Here is a 19,629-nt window from a genome sequence, read left to right on the forward strand (position 1 = left end):
TTCGATGCGGGCCGCGGCTCAGGGGCCGCGGCGCCGGGGCCAGTGGGCCCAGGCGACGGCAAGGAGGCAGCTGATCATCAGCACGCTGAACTCCATGCCGCCCTCTCCCGGGCCAACGACGTACCAGCCCAGGGGGTAGTGAAACACCACGATCCCGGTCAGGAGCACCACCACGTGGGCTGCGCAGGCCGGCACCACCAGGCGGCCCGCCAGCATCAGCAGGCTCGCGGCCGTCTGGGTCAGCAGCACCGCCCAGGCCAGGGCCCCGCCGAAGGGGAAGCCCAGCGAGGACAGGTACTCGCCGAAACGCGGAATGTTCTCCGCGTGAAAGTAACCGTGCAGCGGGTGCATCAGGATGACGAGCGCCACCGCCCATCGCACCAGCGTCACGCTCACCTGAGCCTGTGTGGGCTCGCTTCTGATCCAGGCTGCCAGCATCTTGCGCTCCTCCTCGCGGACCTCGGGGCCCCGTTGAAATGCGCGCGATGGTGACATGCCCCGCGTCAGCAGACCGCCTTCGCAGGCCAGGACTTACCCTCAGGCAGGCTGGGCCTCTGCCTGGAACAGGGCGGCGATCTGCTCACGGGCGCCGGCCAGGCCGCGGGCCTCGGCTTCGGGACCCATGGCCAGGCCCTCGGCGTAGATGAAGTGCAGGTCCGTCATGCCCAGGAAGCCCAGCACGGTCTTCAGGTAGGGCACCATGGTGTCGGCCGGCTGGTCGCGGTAGATGCCGCCGCGGGTCAGCACGATGTAGACCTTCTTGCCCGACAGCAGGCCCTCGGGGCCGTTGGCGGTGTAGCGGAAGGTGACGCCGGCCTTGGCGATGGCGTCGATCCAGTGCTTCAGCTGCGTGGGGATGCCGAAGTTGATCATGGGCACGGCCAGCACCAGCACGTCCTGGGCCTTGACCTGCTCGATCAGGGCCATGTCCTGGGCCACGCGGGCGGCCTGGGCCTCGCTGCGCTGCTCGACCGGGGTGAACAGGGCCTGGAGTGTGGCTTCGTCGAGCTCGGGCAGGGACTGCTGGCCCAGGTCCAGCACATTCAGCTGGGCAGCGGGCTGGTGCTCGCGCAGGGCCGCGACCAGCTCATTGGCCAGGCGGGTGGAGTGGGAGCCCTGGCCGTTGTCTTGCAGGCGGCGGGCGCTGGTGTTGATTTGCAGAATGTTCATACCGGGCTCCTTGGTCGCCGCGGCGCGGCGTGTTGATGGCATGGCTGAACTTTATTGATCGCACAGGAGCACCGGAAGATCGCGAAATGGATAAGATTGTTCCACCAAAGGAACAATCCCGATGAGCCTGGAAGCCGACGACCTGCTGCTCTTTGCCCGCGTGATGGAGGCCGGCAGCTTCAGCCGGGCGGCTGAGCGCCTGCATCTGCCCAAGTCCACGGTGTCGCGCCGCATGGCCGCGCTGGAGGAGCGCCTGGGGGAGAAACTGCTGCAGCGCTCCACCCGGCGGCTGGCGCTCACCGAGTTCGGCCAGGGCGTGCTGGAGCATGCGCGGGTGGTGGCCTCGGAGGTCGACGGCGCGCTGGCGCTGGCCCTGCACCGCCAGCAACGGCCGCGCGGGCGGCTCAAGGTGTCCATGCCCGGGGACTTCGCCCAGCAGGCCCTGCCCGACATGCTCGCCCGCTTCGTGCGCGACAACCCCGAGGTGCAGCTGGAGCTGGACCTCTCACCCCGGCGCGTGGACCTGATCGCCGAGGGCTTCGACCTGGCCATCCGCATGGGCACGCTGCCCGAAGACTCGCAGCTGGCCGCGCGGCGCCTGGCCCTCATCGGCACCGGGCTCTATGCCTCGCCGGGCTATCTGGCGCTGCATGGCGAGCCGCAGCTGCCCGAGGCACTCAGCAGCATGCACGGGCTGATGATCCTCAGCCGCCATGGCGACGCCCAGCCCTGGAAGCTGCGCCGAGGCGAGGACCCGACGCGGGAGCACTGGGAAGGCCTGCCGCAGCTCAAGACCCTGGTCAACGCGCCCGACATGCTGCTGCGCATGGCCTGCGCCGACGTGGGCATCACCGCCGTGGGCTCGCACTTTGCGCAGCCCTTCGTGGACCGGGGCGAACTGGTGCGGGTGCTGCCCGACTGGGAGCTGCCGCCGGTGCCCTGCTGGGCCGTCTTCCCGGAGCGCCGCCTGATGCCGCTGCGCACCCGGGCCTTCCTGGACGCCATGGTGGAGGTGCTCAGCCGCTGCCCCAAGGCGGTGGCCGGCTGAGGCGCCGGCCGAGCCGGCTCAGTCCAGCTTGAAGCCGATCTCCACGGTGGCTTCGCGCTGCTTGGGGATGGGCGCGAACTTCCATTGCTGGACCGCCGCGATGGCGCTGGAGGCCAGGCGCTTGTTGGCGTTGCCCAGGCTCTCGACCTTGGTGGTCGTGCCATCCGGCTTGACCTGGAAGCGCACCATCACCGAACCACTGCGGATATTGCTGGCCAGCTGGCGGGGGATGTCGGGGTCGACCTTCTGGATCAGGCGCAGGGCCACCTCTTCCTCCGGCTCGGGCGCGGGCGCGGCGCGGGTGGGCTCGGTGGCCGGCGGTGCAGGCGGTGTGGCCGGGGCTGCGGCCACCAGCTCGGGCTTGGGCGCCGGCGCCTCGGGCTCACGGCTGGCAGCGAGCTGCTGCTCCTGGCTGGCCGCCGGGGCGGGCGCGGAAGCTGCCGCCTGAGCGGTCGGCGCCGCGGCGGCGGGCGTCGGGGCCGGCGCCGTGGCGACGGCGGGCTTGGGTGCCGGCGCCTTGGCGGCCGGCGCCGGCTTGGGTGCCGGGGCCGGCGCCTCAGGCTTGGCGGAATGCGTGGCGTGGAACTTGATCCATTGCAGGACCTTGTCGGCGTCCCGCTTGGCACGGTCGGAGTCGCTGATGCCCGAGGCGGACCCCGCCTTGCCGGCCGGCTCGGCCGTCTGGGCAGACGCAGGAACGCTGAACAGCAACTGGCAGGCCAGCGCCAACGCGGTGGCGGAATACAGCTTGGTGGACATGCTCATTGCAACCCTAAGACCCCTGGCACGGCGTCGTGCCATCCCACGAACGGCGGCACCTCTGTGGGTGCGTCCGCTGTTCTGATTCAACAAAGCAGGCGGTCTCTAGCGCCTATGACTTTCAGTAACAAGTGTCTCGCACCGGTCTGCAAGCGGCACTGCGGGATTCCCCCGAGCCGGCGTGCAGATCGCACGCTTGCTTCTATACTCGCGGCTTGCTCCGGGGAGCCCTGATGCGCCAAGGCGATGGCTTTGGCGTCGGGCTGAGACGTGGTGGAAGCCATGGACCCGCTGAACTTGATCCGGTTCGTACCGGCGTAAGAAGAGCCTGCCAGCCCGTGCTTCCTGCCGGGGCTGCGGGCCCTGGACCCAGGGCCGCCATCCACCCTCGATGGCGTACCGCGGCATCCATGGCCCCACCCCCTGAACGCCTCGCTGGCGCCCTCGCGCCCCGACCCGTCCTGCTCGGCCTCCGGACCTCACCTGGAGACCGCGCATGAACAGCATCACCGACCCCGGCCTGGACGCCGACAGCCCCCTGGCTCAATCCCTGAGCCAGTCCCTGCAACTCACGCGCGAGCCCCTGCCGGCCTCGCGCAAGATCCACCTGCCTGGCCAGCTCCATCCGGACCTGCGCGTGCCGCTGCGCGAGATCGCGCTGACCAATGGCGAGCGCATCAGCGTCTACGATCCCTCCGGCCCCTACACCGATCCCGGCGCCGCCATCGACGTCAAGAAAGGCCTGCCCACGCCGCGTGCAGCCTGGGTCGAGGCACGCGGAGACACGCAGGCCTACGAGGGCCGCCCCCTCCAGCTGATCGACGACGGCCTGCGCGACCAGGAACAGCAGCTGCGCCTGCGCGAGCTCAGCGCCGGGCTGCAGCGTCAGCCGCGCCGGGCCAAGGCGGGCGCGAACGTCAGCCAGATGCACTACGCGCGTCGCGGCCTCATCACGCCCGAGATGGAGTTCGTGGCCATCCGCGAGAACCAGCGCCTCGAATGGATGCGCGAGTACGAGGCCGACGCCGAGCGCCAGCAGCGCCTGGCCGGCAACCCCTTCGGGGCCAGCATCCCGGACGTCATCACGCCGGAATTCGTGCGCGACGAGATCGCCCGCGGCCGCGCCATCATCCCCGCCAACATCAACCACCCGGAGCTGGAGCCGATGATCATCGGCCGCAACTTCCTGGTGAAGGTCAACGCCAACATCGGCAACTCGGCGGTCAGCTCCTCCATCGAGGAAGAGGTCGAGAAGCTGGTCTGGGCCACGCGCTGGGGCGCGGACACGGTCATGGACCTCAGCACCGGCCGCAACATCCACACCACCCGCGACTGGATCATCCGCAACAGCCCCGTGCCCATCGGCACCGTGCCGATCTACCAGGCGCTGGAGAAGGTCGGCGGCGTGGCCGAGGAGCTGACCTGGGAGCTCTTCCGCGACACGCTGATCGAGCAGGCCGAGCAGGGGGTGGACTACTTCACCATCCACGCCGGCGTGCGCCTGCCCTTCGTGCCGATGACGGTCAAGCGCCGCACGGGCATCGTCTCGCGCGGGGGCTCCATCCTGGCCAAGTGGTGCATCGCGCATCACCGCGAGAACTTCCTCTACACGCACTTCGAGGAGATCTGCGAAATCATGAAGGCCTACGACGTCAGCTTCTCGCTGGGCGACGGCCTTCGCCCCGGCTCGCTGGCGGACGCCAATGACGAGGCCCAGTTCGCCGAGCTGCGCACCCTGGGCGAGCTGACCAAGATCGCCTGGAAGCACGAGGTCCAGACCATGATCGAAGGCCCCGGCCATGTGCCCATGCACATGATCCAGGCCAACATGACCGAGCAGCTCAAGCACTGCGATGAAGCGCCCTTCTACACCCTGGGCCCGCTGACCACCGACATCGCCCCCGGCTACGACCACATCACCAGCGGCATCGGCGCCGCGATGATCGGCTGGTTCGGCTGCGCCATGCTGTGCTACGTGACGCCCAAGGAGCACCTGGGCCTGCCCGACCGCGAGGACGTCAAGCAGGGCCTGATGGCCTACAAGATCGCCGCCCACGCGGCCGACATCGCCAAGGGCCACCCCGGCGCGCGGGCCCGCGACGATGCGCTCTCCAAGGCCCGCTTCGAGTTCCGCTGGGAAGACCAGTTCAACCTCGGCCTGGACCCCGAGACGGCGCGCGAATTCCATGACGAGACCCTGCCCAAGGACAGCGCCAAGGTCGCCCACTTCTGCTCCATGTGCGGCCCCAAGTTCTGCTCCATGAAGATCACGCAGGACGTGCGCGACTACTCGGCCAAGCTGGAGCAGGAGGCCGGCATGCAGGCCAAGAGCGAGGAGTTCAAGGCCCAGGGCGGCGAGCTCTACATCCCCATCCAGAAGGCCTGAGGCCGCACCGGGAGCACGCATGAGCGCCACCATCGCCATCGCGGGCGCCGGCCTGGCCGGGCGCCTCTTCGCCTGGGCCCTCGCCCGGGCCGGCCACCGCGTGCAGGTCTTCGACGCAAGACCTGGCCCCGAGCCCCTGTTCGACGGCCAGGGTGCGGCCGCCTTCACCGCCGCCGGCATGCTGAGCCCGCTGGCCGAACTGGAGAAGGCCGAGCCGGCCATCGCGGCGGCGGGCTGGCGCTCCCTGGCGCTGTGGCCTGCCGTCGTTCGCCAGCTGGCCGCGCGCCAGCCGGTGGGCCTGCAGCTGAACGGCAGCCTGCTGCTCGCCCAGCGCAGCGACGCCGGCGCCGCGCAACGGGTGCTGGATCGCCTGCAGCAGCCCGGCCTGGAGGCCTTCCCGCAGCCCCAGCCGCTGGATCCCCAGGCCCTGGCCGCGCTGGAGCCCGCCCTGCGGCGCAGCCCGGGCCTGCTGGCCTGGCTGCTGCCGGGCGAGGGCCTGGTCCATCCGCTGGAGGCCATGGCCGCGCTGCACGCCGATGCGCCCGATGGCGCCTGGCACTGGTCGCAGCCGGTGGCCCGTTGCGAGCCCGGCTGGCTGCAGCTGGCCGACCACCGCCGCATCGATGCAGACTGGGTCATCGACTGCCGCGGCCTGGGCGCCCAGGCCCAGCTGCCGGCGCTGCGCGGCGTGCGTGGCGAGGTCATCGCCCTGGACGCTGCAGGCCACGGCCTGACGCGGCCGGTGCGCCTGCTGCATCCGCGCCACCGCGTCTACCTCGTGCCACGCACCGCCGACCAGCTGCTGATCGGCGCGACCGAGGTCGAGAGCGAGGACCGCAGCCCGGTGAGCCTGCAAAGCGCCGTCGAGCTGATGGCCGCGGCCCACAGCGTGATGCCGCAACTGTGCGAAGCCCGCATCGTGCGCCTGGACCGCAACCTGCGCCCCGCCTTCCCCGACCACCAGCCCCACCTGCACCACGAGCCCGGCCTGCTGCGCCTCAACGGCCTGTACCGCCACGGCTGGCTGCTGGCGCCCGCGCTGGTCGACCAACTGCTGAAGGGCAGCGGCCTCGGCGCGCTGCCGCACATGTCATGAACACTGCCAACAGTCCCCGCATCGACCACTACGCCACCACCGTGCCCAGCAGCCTGCGCGTGCACCTGGACGGCCAGGCCATGGACGTTCCCGAAGGCTGCAGCCTGGCCCAGCTCCTGAGCCTGCTGGGCCAGTCGCCCGAGGCCGTGGCGACCGCCGTCAACGGCCAGCACATCCCGCGCGAGGCGCGTGCCGGGCACGCGCTGGAGGCGGGCGACCAGATCCTGCTGTTCCGCCCCATCGTGGGCGGTTGAGGACATGCCCATGGACGATCTGCTCCACATCGACGGCCGCGCCCTGCGCAGCCGCTTCTTCATCGGCTCCGCGGGCTATCCCAGCCCGCAGGTGCTGGGCGAGGCCATCCGCGCCTCGCAAAGCCAGGTGCTCACGGTCGGGCTCAAGCGCAGCCTGCAGGGCGCGGGCGACAACGGCGTCGTGGCCCTGGCCCTGCAGGCCATCCAGGCCCAGGGCGGCCACCTGCTGCCCAACACCGCCGGCTGCCGCAGCGCCCGCGAAGCGGTGACGCTCGCGCAGATGGCCCGCGAACTCTATGGCACGGCCTGGATCAAGCTGGAGGTGACCGGCGACGAGCACACCCTGCAACCCGATCCCTTCGAGCTGCTCAGCGCCGCCGAGCAGCTGGTGCGCCAGGGCTTCACCGTCTTCCCCTACTGCACCGAGGACCTGGTGCTGTGCCGGCGCCTGCTGGACGCCGGCTGCGAGGTCCTGATGCCCTGGGGTGCGCCCATCGGCTCGGGCCAGGGCCTGCTGCACCGCCATGGTCTGCGCACGCTGCGCGAGCGACTGCCGGACGCCGTGCTGATCGTCGACGCCGGCCTGGGCGCGCCGTCGCATGCGGCCGAGGCGCTGGAGCTGGGCTTCGACGCCGTGCTGCTGAACTCGGCCGTGGCCCAGGCCCGCGACCCGGTGCGCATGGCCGCAGCCTTCCGCGACGCCGTCAGCGCCGGCCGGTCGGCCTGGCGCGCCGGGCTGATGGCGCCGCAGGACTTCGCCGTGGCCAGCACGCCGGTGGGCGACCACGCCTTCCTGCTCGGATGACACCCATGGCCCATCCCCTGCCCCACCCCTGCCTGCCCTCGCCCTGGTTCGAGGCACCGGACCCCGCGCTGGCGTGTCTGCCTGCCTGGCATGAGGACCCGGCGCCTCCCGTCGTCTGGAGCATCGCGGGCCATGACAGCGGCGGCGCGGCCGGCATCAGCGCCGACGCCCGCGCCGCCGCCGCGCTGGGCGTGCACCTGTGCCCCGTGCTGGCCGCCGTCACGGCGCAGAACTCCCTGGGCGTGCAGGCCGTGCTTGCGCTGCCGGGCGCCCAGATCCGTGCGCAGCTCGCGGCGCTGAGGCAAGACCTGACCCCGAGGGTGATCAAGACCGGCCTGCTGGGCAGCGTGGACGCCGTCGAGGCCCTGCTGGAGGTGCTGGCCCAGCTGCGCGCGCAGGGCCAGCGCGTGGACCTGGTCGTCGACCCGGTGCTGGGCGCCAGCGCCGGCGGGGCGGCCTTCTGCGACGAGGCCCTGCTGCAGACCCTGCGCGAGCGCCTGCTGCCCGCCGCCACGCTGATCACCCCCAACCGCCGCGAGGCCCTGCGACTGCTGCAGCACCTGCCCGGCGCCGAGGCGCGCGCCGGCCTGGACGTGCCCGCGCTTGCCGCCGCGCTGCGCCATCACCTGGCCCCGCAGGCCGGCGTGTGCATCACCGGCGGCGACGACGCCCTGCCCGTGCCCGGTGCGCAAGACCTGGCCCTGGACTGGCTGGACCTGCCCGACCAGGGCAGCGGCCCCGCCCTGCGCGGCTGGCTGGCCCTGCCCCGCCTGCGGCAGGCGCCGCTGCATCACCATGGCAGCGGCTGCACCTTCGCCAGCGCCGCCGCGGCTGCCCTGGCCCGCGGCTTCCCGGTGGGCGACGCCCTGGTGCTGGCCAAGATGTGCAGCTGGCACGGCCTGCGCCAGGGCCATGCCGCCGGCGCGGGCCCCGGCCCGCTGCGCCCGACGCCGGACTTCATCCACAACCCCGAGGCCCTGCCCGTGATGGGCTTCGGCGACGAAACCCGGCCCGACGCCACCACGCTGGCGCGCTGGACGGCCGTGCTCTCGGGCACGGCCGGTGCAGCGGACGTGGGCACAGGGCTCTACGGCATCGTGGACGACGAGCAAGGGCTGGCCACGGTGGCGGGCGCCGGCCTCGCGCATCTGCAGCTGCGCAGCAAGGCCGCGCCGGACCAGGACAGCGCCGCGCTGCGCCGGCGCATCGCCACCGCCGTGCAGTGCATGCGCGACCATCCCGGCACCCGCTTCTGGGTCAACGACCACTGGCAGCTGGCCCTCGAGCTGGGCGCCGGCGGCATCCACCTGGGCCAGGAAGACTGGGCCTGCCTGGACGCCGCCCAGCGCCGGCGCATCCTGGACAGCGGCACCGCCCTGGGCCTCTCCAGCCACAGCCTGTGGGAGCTGGCCCGGGCCCGCGGCCTGGCGCCCGCCTACATCGCCTGCGGCCCCGTCTGGGCGACGACGACCAAGCGCATGCCCTGGCTGGCTCAGGGCCTGAGCCAGCTGGCCTGGTGGGCGCGCATGGCCGGGCGGCCGGTGGTGGCGATCGGGGGCGTGCTGGCGCCGGCGCAGGTCGAGGCGGCCGCCCGTGCGGGTGCGTCCGCCGTGTGCCTGGTGCGCGGGCTCGCTCCAGAGCGCCTGGAGGCCTACCGCGCGGCCTGGCGGGCCGGTCGCCGGGACGTCAGCGGCTGAGTCCCCGGGCCTCGATGGCCCAGACCGCCTCGACGCGGCCGGCACGGTGCGCCACGATCGCATCGTGCAGGTTCAGCGTGGGATCGCAGTGCCCCGGCACCAGCAGGACCTGCTCGCCCAGGCGCGGCTTGGCGCCGCCGGGCGTGCGGCACTGCAGGATGCCGTGCTCGTCATTGGCCGAGACATAGTCCCAGCGCTCGCTGGGGCTGCCGGCCTCCCAGACCCAGGGCATGCCCGACTCGGCAGACAGCGACTTGAGCCCGGCATCCAGCACCGCGCGGTCGCCCGTGCCCTCGCTCATCACCCTGCTGGCCAGCAGCAGGCTGTGCTCGAAGCGCAGGCCGTCGTCGGCCGTCTCGTTGCGGCCGTAGTCCGCATCCATGAAGACATAGGAGCCGGGCTGCAGCTCGGTGTAGAGACCCAGGCCCAGGTCGAAGGCGGCGCTGCCGGTGCCGCCGCCGGTGACGGTCTCGCAGGCAATGCCCTCGCCCAGCAGGTCCTGCACCACGAGGCGAGCGCGCTCGGTGGCGCGCAGCACGGCCTCGCGGCGGGCCTCCGCGCCGCGCACATGCTGCAGGCCGCCCTGGTAGGCCTGCAGGCCCTTGAAGCACAGCTGGCCGGCGTACTGCGCGATCACCTCGACCAGGCGCAGCACCGCCGGCGCGTCGGCCACGCCGCAGCGGTCCTGGCCGATATTGATCTCGACCAGCAGCTCCAGCCGACTGCCGGCCTGCTCGCAGGCCTGGGCCAGCTGCTCCACCTGCTGCTCGTGGTCCACGCAGACGCTCATGCGCGCATGGCCGGCCAGCGCGGCCAGCAGCCGGGCCTTGGCCTCGCCCATGAGCTCGTTGCTGACGAGGATGTCCGGGATGCCCGCCGCCACGAAGGGGATGGCCTCGCTGACCTTCTGGCAGCAGATGCCCACCGCGCCCGCCTGCATCTGGGCCTGGGCGATGGCCACGCACTTGTGCGCCTTGGCATGCGGGCGCAGGGCCAGGCCTGCAGAGTCGGCCGCGGCCTGCATCTGGCGCACATTGCGCTCGAAGGCGTCCAGGTCCAGCAGCAGGGCCGGGCTGTCCACGGCACTCAGCAGATCACCGGGCCTGGCGGCCGGCGGCAGCAGCGAAGAGAGGAGGTCGGACGGTTTCATCGCGCCATTGTGACCCAGCCTGCTAGCGCTTCAAGCCCGCGCCCGCATCCCCAAGTCGTACAGGTTGACGGGATGAAAGCCCCGCGCAAAGCCCCTGTTCATCCACAAAAAGTGGGATGCTCAGCCTTCACAGCGGCGAAACACTGCCGGCTCAACCTTGCTTCACTGAGGAGAGCGCCATGGCCCAGACCCGTCTCTATTCGCACCAGCAGCTGATGAACGACCCCACGCTCTTCATGGGGCAGGTGCCGCTCATCGCCCACGGGGATTCCTGGTTTTCCTTCGGGGACTTCTTCCCGACCAAGACGCGTTCCCTGCTGGACTTCTTCCAGTTCGGCCGTGACGCCGGCATCGTGAACTACGCCATGCCGGGGCAGAAGCTCAAGGACTACCCCGAGCCGCAGCGCTATGCCAAGTTCCACCTGGCCATGACCTTGCGCGGCATGCCGCGCTGGGGCGCGCTGCTGCTCTCGGGCGGCGGCAACGACATGATCGCCTGGCTGCGCCGCGGCCCGGGCACCGACCTCAGCCAGCGCCTGCTGCGCGCACCGGCCGAGTGGCTGCCTGAGCATTTCGGGCCGCTGCGCTATGTCTCGGAGCATGGCTGGAGCAATCTCTGCGCCGAGCTGCTGCAGGCCTACACCGAGCTGGACACCCTGCGCGACCAGTGCGCCAACCCCCAGGCCTCCATGGTCACCCATGTCTACGACTACATGGTCCCGCGCTTCGCCTACGCCGCCGGAGGGCTGGCCGGACCCTGGTGCGCGCCCAGCCTGCAGACCTTCCAGATTCCCGCCGAGGCCTGGGCGCCGATCATGCGCGTCCTGGTGGACTGGAACCACAGCTTCCTCACGCACACCGTGCAGAACTGCATCGGCAACTTCGTGGTGCTGGACACGCGCGGCGTCAGCCAGCCCGCGGAGGCCGGCAGCACCGGCCGCAGCGGCGACTGGCAGAACGAGATCCACCTGACGCCCGAGGGCTACGACAAGCTGGCCCGCCGCAGCTGCAATGACACCCTGGCCAGCCTGGTGGCGGGCTACGAGATCTGAGGCGCCGCTGCGAGGGGGCAGGCGCAGCGCGCAGCTCGCGCGGCCGCGATCGCCCGGCGCAGGCTGGCGGGCATACTGCGCGCTCGCCACCGTGGGCCCCTCGGCCCGTCACGGTGAAGCCCCTGCCGCCCGCCCTGCCCGCCGATGTCCACCCTTGCCCTGCTGCTCGTCCTGGCCGCCGCCCTGTGCCATGCCCTCTGGAACCTGGTCGCCAAGCGCCAGGGCGGGGGCAGCGAGCTGGTGCTGATCAGCGCGATCCTGGTCAGCGTGGTCTGGGCGCCGCTGGCCGTCTGGCAGGGCTGGGACACGCTGCCGACGCTGGGCCGGGTGGAGTGGGGCGCCCTGGTCGCCAGCACCGTGCTGCACCTGGTCTATTTCCGCTGCCTGCTGCATGGCTACCAGGTCTCGGACCTCACCGTGGTCTACCCCGTGGCGCGCGGCAGCGGCCCCCTGCTGAGCACGGCCGGCGCCGTGCTGGTGCTGGGCGAGCGCCTCAGCCTGGCCGGCGGCCTGGGCGCGCTGATGGTGGTGGGCGGCGTCTTCCTGATCGCCGGCGGCCCGGCCCTGTGGCGCCAGGCCCATGACGCCGCGCGCCGCGAGCGCACGCTGCGCGGCCTGCGCTGGGGCGCGCTGACGGGGGTCTGCATTGCCGGCTACACCCTGCTGGACGGCTATTCGGTCAAGGTGCTGATGATCTCGCCCATCGTGCTGGACTACGTCGCCAACGTGCTGCGCGTCCCGATGATGCTGCCGGTGGCCCTGCGCGACCCGGCGGCTTTCAAGGCGGCCTGGCGCCGGCTGTGGAAGGCCGGCCTGGCCATCGCCGTCCTGAGCCCCGCGAGCTATGTGATGGTGCTGTACGCCATGCGCATCGCCCCGCTGAGCCATGTGGCGCCGGCACGCGAGCTGTCCATGCTGTTCGCGGCCCTGGCCGGCGGCAGCCTGCTGGGCGAGGGCGACCGCCTGCTGCGCCTGCTGGGCGCGGCCTGCATCGCCCTGGGCGTGATGGGGCTGGCGCTGGCCTGAGTCCCGCGCAGGCCCGGCAGCCGGCTGGAACTCAGGGCGAGGCGAAGTCCTGCGTCCAGGTCAGGCGGCCCGTGCCGCCGTTGGCGCGCAGGCAGGCGAGGCCCATGTCCTTGAAGCGGGCATTCATGAGGTTGCGGCAGTGGCCCTCGCTGCCCATCCAGGCCTGCACCACCGATTCCACCGTGGGCTGGCCGGCGGCGATGTTCTCGCCCCAGGACGTCCAGCGGTAGCCCGCCTCGCTGATGCGCTGGCCGGCATTGCTGCCGTCCGAGCCGGTGTGGTCGAAGAAGTTGTGGTCCACCATGTCCTGCGAATGGCGGCGGGCGGCGTCGGTGAGGGCGGCGCTCCAGCGCAGGGCCGTGACCGGCGGCATGGCCTGGCTGCCGCACACGGCCCCGCGCTGGCGCTGCTCGTTCACCAGGCGCAGCGCCGTGGCCTGGAAGTCGGGCAGGCCGCAATCGGCAGCGGTGGGGCCGGGCGTGGGGGTGGGGGCCGGCGAGGGGATCGGCGTGGGCGTGGGCGTGGGCGTGGGCGTGGGCGTGGGCGTAGGCGTAGGCGTAGGCGCCGGTGCTGGTGCTGGTGCTAGTGCGGGCGCAGGGCTCGGTGCAGGCGCGCTGGCGGAGCCGCCACCCCCGCAGGCCTGCAGCAGCAAGGTGGCGCCCAGCAGGCAGGAGGCGGCAAGGGTCGGGCGCTTGAGGGCGGGCATGGGCGGGGCAATTCGTCGTGACAGGCGGCGCATTGTGCGGGGCCGGCCGGCGCCCGGGGCACCGGCGCAACATCTGCACACGCTCGCTCGCAGCTTGTTGCCGCGCCCGGCCCCGGCCCGGCAGCGCCGCAAGCGGTGAAGTCCCCAGGCGTCAAGGCGGCGGCCGGGTGCTAGGCTGCCAGCCTTCTCCGCCCGGTCCCCTTCCATGATTCCCATGCCTCCGCCCGGCACGGTCCTGCCGCCCATTCCTCCCACCGCTCCGCGTCTGGCCGACGACGGCCTGGAGCAGGGCCGCAACTACTGGGTCTGCGACGACATCCTCCCCAATGCCGCCGAGATCCGCGAGCGCTGCCTGCGCCACCAGGGCTGGCACTACGGCTTCCCGCATGCGAAGGAGAGCTGGCCGGGCATGCGCTTCCATGGCGCGCTGGACGCCGCCGAGCTGGCGCAGATCGAAAGCCGCGTGCGCGAGCTCACCGGCGCCCGTCGCCTGTGGGTGGGCACCGCGCCCAACGGCGCCACGCTGGACTTCAACGTCGCGCAGCTGGTGGGCGAGAAGGAATGCGGCGCCCGCCCCCACACCGACCGCCGCGACCTCTGCACCTACGCCGCCGTGCTCTACCTGCATCCCGATCCGCCGGCCGACAGTGGCACCAGCTTCTACCGCCTGCGCTATCCCAACGGCGCCATGGGCGGCAACCTGGTGGGCGCGCCGCACAAGAACCTGGTCGACGCCCTCAATGTGCGCAGCCTGCCGCCACAGGCCTGGTACGAGGAGCGCCGCGTGGACAACCGCTTCAACCGCCTGCTGGTCTACAAGGCCGCCCTGGTCCACAGCGCGACCCGCTACTTCGGCGAGGCCCTCGAGGACAAGCGCCTGACCGCCGTCTTCTTCTGGCTCGCGGAGCATTGAGCGCACCGGGGCACGGACTTCTTCACGCTCTGCGCGCCCCTGCAGCACCCACCTTGCCCGCCGGGCTTGCCAGTGCCCGGGCGCTGGGCTAGCGTTCGTCAACGCCCCGGAATGCCACCATGAAAAAGATACTGATCGTCGATGACCAGCACGAGATCCGCGAGCTGCTGCGCATGACGCTGGAGCTCGCGCAGAGCTTCAGCATCAGCGAGGCCGGCACGGCGGCCGAGGCGCTGGAGCGGGTCCGCCTCGACGGCCCCGAGCTGGTCTTGATGGATGTCATGCTGCCGGGCGGCATGAGCGGCCTGGAGGCCTGCCGCCTGATCAAGCAGATGCCCGAGGCGCGCCCGACCCCCAAGGTGATCATCGTCAGCGCCCGCCCCTTCGAGGACCTGCGCGCGGAGTTCGAGGCCTCGGGCGCCGACCTCTTCATCGCCAAGCCCTTCGGGCCCATGCAGCTGGTGCAGGGCATCAGCAAGCTCTACAGCCAGCCCCCCGGCTGAGCTGCTGCGCGGGCCTGCCGGCCGGCATTGCCCGCACCACACCGCCTCTTCACGGCCTGCCGCAGCGCAGGCCTGTCTCTTTCAAGCGCTCCCTGCGCCTTGCTCATTCCACGCCATGCCCGTTCTACTCCATCGCCACGCCCTCATTGCCCACAGCCTGCTGGTGGCGGGCGCCTTCAGCCTCAGCCCTGTCCTGGCCGCGGTGGCTGACGCGGCCGCCTCGCACCCACCCTCGCCCTCGACCGCTCCCGCCACCCAGGCCGCCGCCAGCCTTGCCCGGCGGGCCATCGTCCACAGCGACTACGCCCACTGGCGCAGCGTGCAGGGCGCCGCCCTCTCGCGCGACGGCCGCTTCGCCGCCTATGCCCTCGTGGGCCAGGAGAGCGACGGCGAGCTGGTGGTGCGGCGCCTGGCGGACGGCCAGGAATGGCGCGTGCCGCGCGGCCTGCAGCCGCAGTTCAGCGCCGACGGCCGCTTCCTCGCCTTCGCCCAGGCCCCCACGCGCGCCGCGCAGGACCAGGCCAGGAAGGACAAGAAGAAGGGCGACGACGCCCCCAAGCCGGGCGCCGGCTGGATGGACCTGGCCAGCGGCCAGTTCGAGACCGTGGACCGCGTCAAGCGCTTCGCCTTCGCCGAGGACGGCGGCACCCGTCTGGCACTGTGGCTGGAGCCCCCCGCCAAGCTCGACAAGCAGGCCGACAAGAAGGCGGCCGGCAGCGGCGCCAGGACCGATCAGGTCATGCAGGACAGCGACCAGACGGCGCCCAACGAGCACGGCTTCTTCGGCGCCAGCCATGCCAGCGCCGAAGCCGGCAAGAAGAAGGAAACGGGCAGCCCCTTGCTGCTGGTGAATCCGGCGGACGGCCAGCGCCAGCGCCTGGAGGACGTCAGCGGCTTCGCCTGGAGCCGTGACGGCCGCTGGCTGGCCTTTGCGGTCAGCACGGCCCCCGCCAAGGACAGCAAGGACAGCAAGCCGGCTGCGCCCACGCGCGACGGCGCCTACCTGCTGCCCGCCGAAGGTGGCGAACCCCGGCTGCTGCTGGGCGGCGCCGGCGTGTACAAGCAGCTGCAGTTCGACGAGGCCGGGCAGCAGCTGGCCTTCGTCAGCAACCGCGATCACCTCAGCCAGCATCCCGAGGCCAAGGACACCAAGGACGCCGGCAAGGACGCTGGCAAGGACGAGGCCAAGCCCCCCGCCACGCCCTTCAAGCTCTACCTCTGGCAGGCCGCCGGCAAGCCCGGCGCCGTGGAGCTGCTGGCCGCCGGCAGCCCGGGCCTGCGCGAGGGCTACGCGCCCAGCGAGCATGCCAGCCTGCGCTTCAGCAAGGATGGCCAGCGCCTCTTCCTGGGCACCGCCGCCCTGCCCAAGGAGGCGGCGAAGGACGCGCCCGAGCCGCTGAAGGTGGACCTCTGGCACTGGAAGGACCCCGAGCTGCAGTCCATGCAGAAGGTCCGCGCCGAGAAGGAGAAGCTGCGCAGCTACCGCGCCGTCATCCACCTGGGCGAGCCAGCCGGCCCGCGCTTCGTGCAGCTGGCCACGCCCGAGCTGCCCGAAGTCGTGGTCAATGACAACGCCGACTTCGCGCTGGGCTTCGACGAGCAGCCCTACCGCGCCCTGCAGTCCTGGGACGATCTGTACCGCGACGCCTACGCCGTGAACCTGCAGGACGGCAGCACGCGCCTGCTGGCCCGCAAGCTGCGCGGCATGCCCCTGCTCTCGCCCGGCGGCCGCTATGTGACGGCCTTCCTGCCCGAGCGCAAGCAGTGGATGGCCTGGCGCACGCGCGACGGCAGCGAGCGCGCCCTGACGGCGGCCATCAAGGGCGAGCACTTCGAGAACGTGGAGCGCGACGTCGTCGAGCCCGCCGGCGCCTACGGCCAGGTCGGCTGGATGGACGAGGACCGCGCCGTGGTGCTCAATGCGCAATACCACCTCTGGTCCGTGGACCCCGAGAGCCTGCAGGCCCGGCGCCTGACGGGCGGCCTGGCCCAGCCCCGGATCCAGCTGCGTCTGCAGCGCGTGGACGAGGACGCCGCCGACCGCGAAGAGCGGCATCACAAGCCCCTGCCCGCCGGCCCCTGGATCCTGCTGGGTACCGACGAGCAGGACAAGTCCACCGCCTTCTACCGCCTGGACCCGGCCACCGGCAGCGCGCCCGAGCGCCTGCTGCACAAGCCGCAGCTGCTGGGCGGCCTGGTGAAGGCCCGCAATGCCGAGGTCTGGCTGCACACCGCCCAGGACTTCCGCACCTTCCCCGACCTCTGGCTCAGCCAGGGCCCACTGGGGCAGCAGGGCCAGCCCCAGCGCCTGTCCGACGCCAACCCGCAGCAGGCCGAGCTGCGCTGGGGCACGCAGGAGATCATCGGCTACACCTCGGCCAAGGGCCGCAAGCTGCGCGCCCTGCTGGCCAGGCCCGATGACTTCGACCCGAAGAAGAAGTACCCGCTGATGGTCTACATCTACGAGAAGATGACGGACAACCTGCACCGCTACGTGCCGCCGGCACCAGGGCAGAACATCAACGTCAGCCGCTACGTCAGCAATGGCTACCTGGTGCTGCGGCCGGACATCGTCTACACCATCGGCCACCCGGGCCAGAGTGCGATGGACACGGTGATTCCCGCCATCCAGCAGCTGGTGAAGCAGGGCTTCGTGGACGAGAAGCGCATCGGCATCCAGGGCCATAGCTGGGGCGCCTACCAGATCAACTACCTGCTGACGCGCACGACGATGTTCCGCGCCGCGGAGGCCGGCGCGTCGATGGCCAATATGGTCAGCGGCTACGGCGGCATCCGCTGGGGCACGGGCAAGAGCCGGGCCTTCCAGTACGAGCAGCAGCAGAGCCGCATCGGCGCCACGCCCTGGCAGCGGCCCGATCTGTACGTGGAGAACTCGCCCATCTTCCGCATCGACCGCGTCACCACGCCCTACCTCACCGTGCACAACGACGAGGACGATGCCGTGCCCTACTACCAGGCCATCGAGTTCTTCACCGCCTTGCGCCGCCTGGGCAAGGAGGCCTACTGGTTCAACTACAACGGCGAGAAGCACGGCCTGCGGGACCGCGACGCCCTCAAGCACTTCACCGTGCACATGGGCGAATTCTTCGACCACCACCTGCTGAACGCGCCCCGCCCCGCCTGGATGGACCAGCCCGTGCCCTATCTGGAGCGCGGCAAGCGCGACGTGATGCCGCTGTTCAGGCCGGCCGGCGTGAAGTCCCCTGAACGGGCGCCGGTGATCGAGGACCCGACGGCGCCGCCGCAGCAGCCGCTGCAGACGCGTTGAGCGCCGCCAGCCGCCGCGGCGGCCCCGTCAGTGGGCCGCCTGCGCCGGCTGCTGCCGTGCCAGGGTCTCGAAGAAGCTCTCGCTCATGGTGCCGGCGCTGAGCCGGTGCACCAGGGCCATCATGAAGCGGCGCTTGGCCGCGAGGGTCAGGTCTTGCTCGGACCAGGCCTTGACCCGGCCGGCGTAGCCCGGTGTCATCAGCCAGCCGAAGACCTCGGCCTTGTCCTCCTCGGGACCGTACTGCGCATAGCGGCTGACCAGGCCGGGCGCCGGGTGGCCCAGGTTGTGGAAGACGCCGCCATAGGCCGTGGCGCCGCCCTGACCGTAGTCCAGGCCCTCGGGATTGAGGGCCAGCCAGGCGGGGTCGCGGTAGTAGAAGTCGCCGAAGAGCCGCTCCTCGACCAGGTGGTAGAGCTCGTGGTGCACCCGCAGCTCCATGCCGGCGGCGCACAGCGGGTTGCCATTGTCGGCATAGACCACGGCCGAGCGGTCCGGTGCCGGCATGGCCAGGCGCATCTGGGTGTCACCCACGACCAGGTCCTTGACCAGGCCCACCTCCTGCAGTCCGGCGCGCTGGAAGAAGCCGGGCTGGTAGCGCTCCAGGGCCGGCAGCACCACGGCCAGCAGGCGGCGCAGGCGGGCCAGATCAGCGGCCTGGGGGCTGAACTGCTGGGTCTGCGCATGCGCCCAGGGGCCGTCCCAGTTCACCCGCAAGCCCAGGGCCTGCAGGCGCTGGACGGCATGGGCCTGCAGCGCGTCCAGGCCCGCGCCGGCGGGCAGGGGCAGCTCGTAGCGGAACTCCGAGGGGCACTCCATGGCCAGGCTGTCCGGGCCCTGCGCGGGACGGCCGGGCGCCCCGCCCGTCCCCGGGCCCAGCGCGGCGCAGGCGCCCAGGCCCAGCATCAGCCCGGCCAGCCCGGCGCGGATTCCCATGCGCACGCTGGCGCTCCCCATTCGATGCAGCATCTCGTCGTCCTGTCTGTCCTGGTGTCGGTCGGTGCGGGTCAGCGCCGCATGGTAGCGGCCTGCGCATGGGATGATGGCGTCGCGGCGCGACTGCCGCACGCCCTTCATGCCCCGTCACGCCCGGTTCCCGCTGGCCCCCCACCATGCTCGACACCATCGAACTCCAGACCCAGGCCGAGCCCCGTGCCAGCCTCATCGTGCTGCACGGCCTGGGCGCCAGCGGCGACGACTTCGTGCCCGTCTGCCAGGCCATGGACCTGCGCAGCGTCGGCGGCCTGCGGGTGCTGCTGCCCCAGGCGCCGGAGCGGCCGGTGTCCATCAATGGCGGCTACCGCATGCCGGCCTGGTACGACATCGGCCTGGATGCCAGCGGCCAGCGGGTGGAGGACGAACGCGGCCTGCGTGAGTCGCAGCGCGCGATCGAGGCCCTGATCGCACAGGAGGTCGAGCGCGGCATCCCGGCGTCTCGCATCGTGCTGATGGGCTTCTCGCAGGGCGCCGCCATGACCCTGATGACCGGCCTGCGCCATGCCCAGCGCCTGGCGGGGCTGGTGGCGCTCTCGGGCTATCTGCCCCTGGCGGGCACGACCGAAGCCGAGCGCCACGCGGCCAATGCCGACGTGCCCCTGTTCCTGGCCCATGGGGACAGCGACGAGGTCGTGCTGCCCGCCCGCGGCCTGGCCAGCAGGGCCGAGCTGGAGCGCCTGGGCTTTGCCGTGCAATGGCACGGCTACCCCATGGGCCATGAGGTCAGCATGGAGGAGATCGCCGACGTGGCCGGCTTCATCCGCCAGTGCCTGGCCTGAGGG

At 71.8% G+C, this 19,629-nt stretch carries 18 protein-coding genes and 1 riboswitch; of the genes, 12 read left to right on the forward strand and 6 right to left on the reverse strand.

Annotated features, from left to right (window positions below):
* Window positions 1-18: 18 nt before the first annotated feature.
* A complete protein-coding gene (locus O9Y01_RS05225) occupies window positions 19-438 on the reverse strand; it encodes a DoxX family protein (RefSeq protein WP_269630431.1) in 420 nt (139 codons plus the stop codon).
* Window positions 439-537: 99 nt separating this feature from the next.
* Window positions 538-1,170, reverse strand: coding sequence for an FMN-dependent NADH-azoreductase (locus tag O9Y01_RS05230; protein WP_269630432.1), 633 nt, complete (start codon window positions 1,168-1,170; stop codon window positions 538-540).
* A 121-nt stretch (window positions 1,171-1,291) separates the two neighbouring features.
* Here O9Y01_RS05230 and O9Y01_RS05235 point away from each other — a divergent pair, with 121 nt between their 5' ends.
* Entirely contained in the window at window positions 1,292-2,218 is a 927-nt protein-coding gene (locus O9Y01_RS05235) for a LysR family transcriptional regulator (protein WP_269630433.1), read from the forward strand.
* An 18-nt stretch (window positions 2,219-2,236) separates the two neighbouring features.
* Here O9Y01_RS05235 and O9Y01_RS05240 read toward each other — a convergent pair whose 3' ends face one another.
* Window positions 2,237-2,977 (reverse strand): energy transducer TonB, encoded by a 741-nt coding sequence (locus O9Y01_RS05240; protein WP_269630434.1) that lies wholly within the window; start codon window positions 2,975-2,977, stop codon window positions 2,237-2,239.
* A gap of 211 nt (window positions 2,978-3,188) precedes the next feature.
* Window positions 3,189-3,318, forward strand: a riboswitch (TPP riboswitch).
* Window positions 3,319-3,473: 155 nt separating this feature from the next.
* Between O9Y01_RS05240 and thiC the strand changes: the two genes are divergently transcribed.
* The 5 genes from thiC to O9Y01_RS05265 are packed head-to-tail and all read left to right on the forward strand — an operon-like array spanning window position 3,474 to window position 9,215.
* Window positions 3,474-5,363: a phosphomethylpyrimidine synthase ThiC gene (gene thiC, locus O9Y01_RS05245; protein ID WP_269630435.1), complete on the forward strand. Its 1,890-nt coding sequence runs from the start codon at window positions 3,474-3,476 to the stop codon at window positions 5,361-5,363.
* Between the two features lie 19 nt (window positions 5,364-5,382).
* Window positions 5,383-6,459, forward strand: coding sequence for an FAD-dependent oxidoreductase (locus O9Y01_RS05250; protein WP_269630436.1), 1,077 nt, complete (start codon window positions 5,383-5,385; stop codon window positions 6,457-6,459).
* On the forward strand, window positions 6,456-6,713 hold the full coding sequence (thiS, locus tag O9Y01_RS05255) for a sulfur carrier protein ThiS (RefSeq protein WP_269630437.1): 258 nt from the start codon (window positions 6,456-6,458) through the stop codon (window positions 6,711-6,713). Before O9Y01_RS05250 ends, thiS begins: the two co-directional genes overlap by 4 nt.
* Window positions 6,714-6,717: 4 nt before the next feature.
* Entirely contained in the window at window positions 6,718-7,518 is an 801-nt protein-coding gene (locus O9Y01_RS05260; protein ID WP_269630438.1) for a thiazole synthase, read from the forward strand.
* A gap of 5 nt (window positions 7,519-7,523) precedes the next feature.
* Window positions 7,524-9,215 carry a bifunctional hydroxymethylpyrimidine kinase/phosphomethylpyrimidine kinase gene (locus tag O9Y01_RS05265; protein WP_269630439.1) on the forward strand — a complete coding sequence of 564 codons (1,692 nt, stop codon included), beginning with the start codon at window positions 7,524-7,526 and terminating at the stop codon, window positions 9,213-9,215.
* On the opposite strand, the gene O9Y01_RS05270 is transcribed toward O9Y01_RS05265, so the two are convergent.
* Window positions 9,205-10,365, reverse strand: coding sequence for a DSD1 family PLP-dependent enzyme (locus O9Y01_RS05270; protein ID WP_269630440.1), 1,161 nt, complete (start codon window positions 10,363-10,365; stop codon window positions 9,205-9,207). The genes O9Y01_RS05265 and O9Y01_RS05270 overlap by 11 nt on opposite strands.
* A 179-nt stretch (window positions 10,366-10,544) precedes the next feature.
* Between O9Y01_RS05270 and O9Y01_RS05275 the strand changes: the two genes are divergently transcribed.
* The gene (locus O9Y01_RS05275; RefSeq protein WP_269630441.1) at window positions 10,545-11,417 is read left to right on the forward strand and encodes a hypothetical protein; all 873 of its coding nucleotides are present in this window, start codon (window positions 10,545-10,547) and stop codon (window positions 11,415-11,417) included.
* 144 nt (window positions 11,418-11,561) lie between these two features.
* Window positions 11,562-12,443, forward strand: coding sequence for a DMT family transporter (locus O9Y01_RS05280; RefSeq protein ID WP_269630442.1), 882 nt, complete (start codon window positions 11,562-11,564; stop codon window positions 12,441-12,443).
* Window positions 12,444-12,474: 31 nt separating this feature from the next.
* Here the strand turns inward: O9Y01_RS05280 and O9Y01_RS05285 are convergent, their stop codons facing one another.
* Window positions 12,475-13,149, reverse strand: a complete 675-nt coding sequence (locus O9Y01_RS05285; protein ID WP_269630443.1) for a CAP domain-containing protein — start codon at window positions 13,147-13,149, stop codon at window positions 12,475-12,477.
* Window positions 13,150-13,363: 214 nt separating this feature from the next.
* Here O9Y01_RS05285 and O9Y01_RS05290 point away from each other — a divergent pair, with 214 nt between their 5' ends.
* The 3 genes from O9Y01_RS05290 to O9Y01_RS05300 all read left to right on the forward strand — a co-directional run bounded on the left by O9Y01_RS05290 (window position 13,364) and on the right by O9Y01_RS05300 (window position 17,854).
* On the forward strand, window positions 13,364-14,062 hold the full coding sequence (locus O9Y01_RS05290) for a DUF6445 family protein (RefSeq protein WP_269630444.1): 699 nt from the start codon (window positions 13,364-13,366) through the stop codon (window positions 14,060-14,062).
* Between the two features lie 119 nt (window positions 14,063-14,181).
* Window positions 14,182-14,565, forward strand: a complete 384-nt coding sequence (locus O9Y01_RS05295) for a response regulator (RefSeq protein ID WP_269630445.1) — start codon at window positions 14,182-14,184, stop codon at window positions 14,563-14,565.
* 115 nt (window positions 14,566-14,680) lie between these two features.
* Entirely contained in the window at window positions 14,681-17,854 is a 3,174-nt protein-coding gene (locus tag O9Y01_RS05300) for a S9 family peptidase (protein ID WP_269630446.1), read from the forward strand.
* A gap of 27 nt (window positions 17,855-17,881) precedes the next feature.
* Here the strand turns inward: O9Y01_RS05300 and O9Y01_RS05305 are convergent, their stop codons facing one another.
* Entirely contained in the window at window positions 17,882-18,820 is a 939-nt protein-coding gene (locus tag O9Y01_RS05305) for a hypothetical protein (protein ID WP_269630447.1), read from the reverse strand.
* 143 nt (window positions 18,821-18,963) lie between these two features.
* Between O9Y01_RS05305 and O9Y01_RS05310 the strand changes: the two genes are divergently transcribed.
* Window positions 18,964-19,626 (forward strand): alpha/beta hydrolase, encoded by a 663-nt coding sequence (locus tag O9Y01_RS05310; RefSeq protein ID WP_269630448.1) that lies wholly within the window; start codon window positions 18,964-18,966, stop codon window positions 19,624-19,626.
* The last annotated feature ends 3 nt before the right edge of the window (window positions 19,627-19,629 follow it).

This window comes from Pelomonas sp. BJYL3 (assembly GCF_027257975.1).
GTDB lineage: Bacteria > Pseudomonadota > Gammaproteobacteria > Burkholderiales > Burkholderiaceae_C > Roseateles_B > Roseateles_B flavus.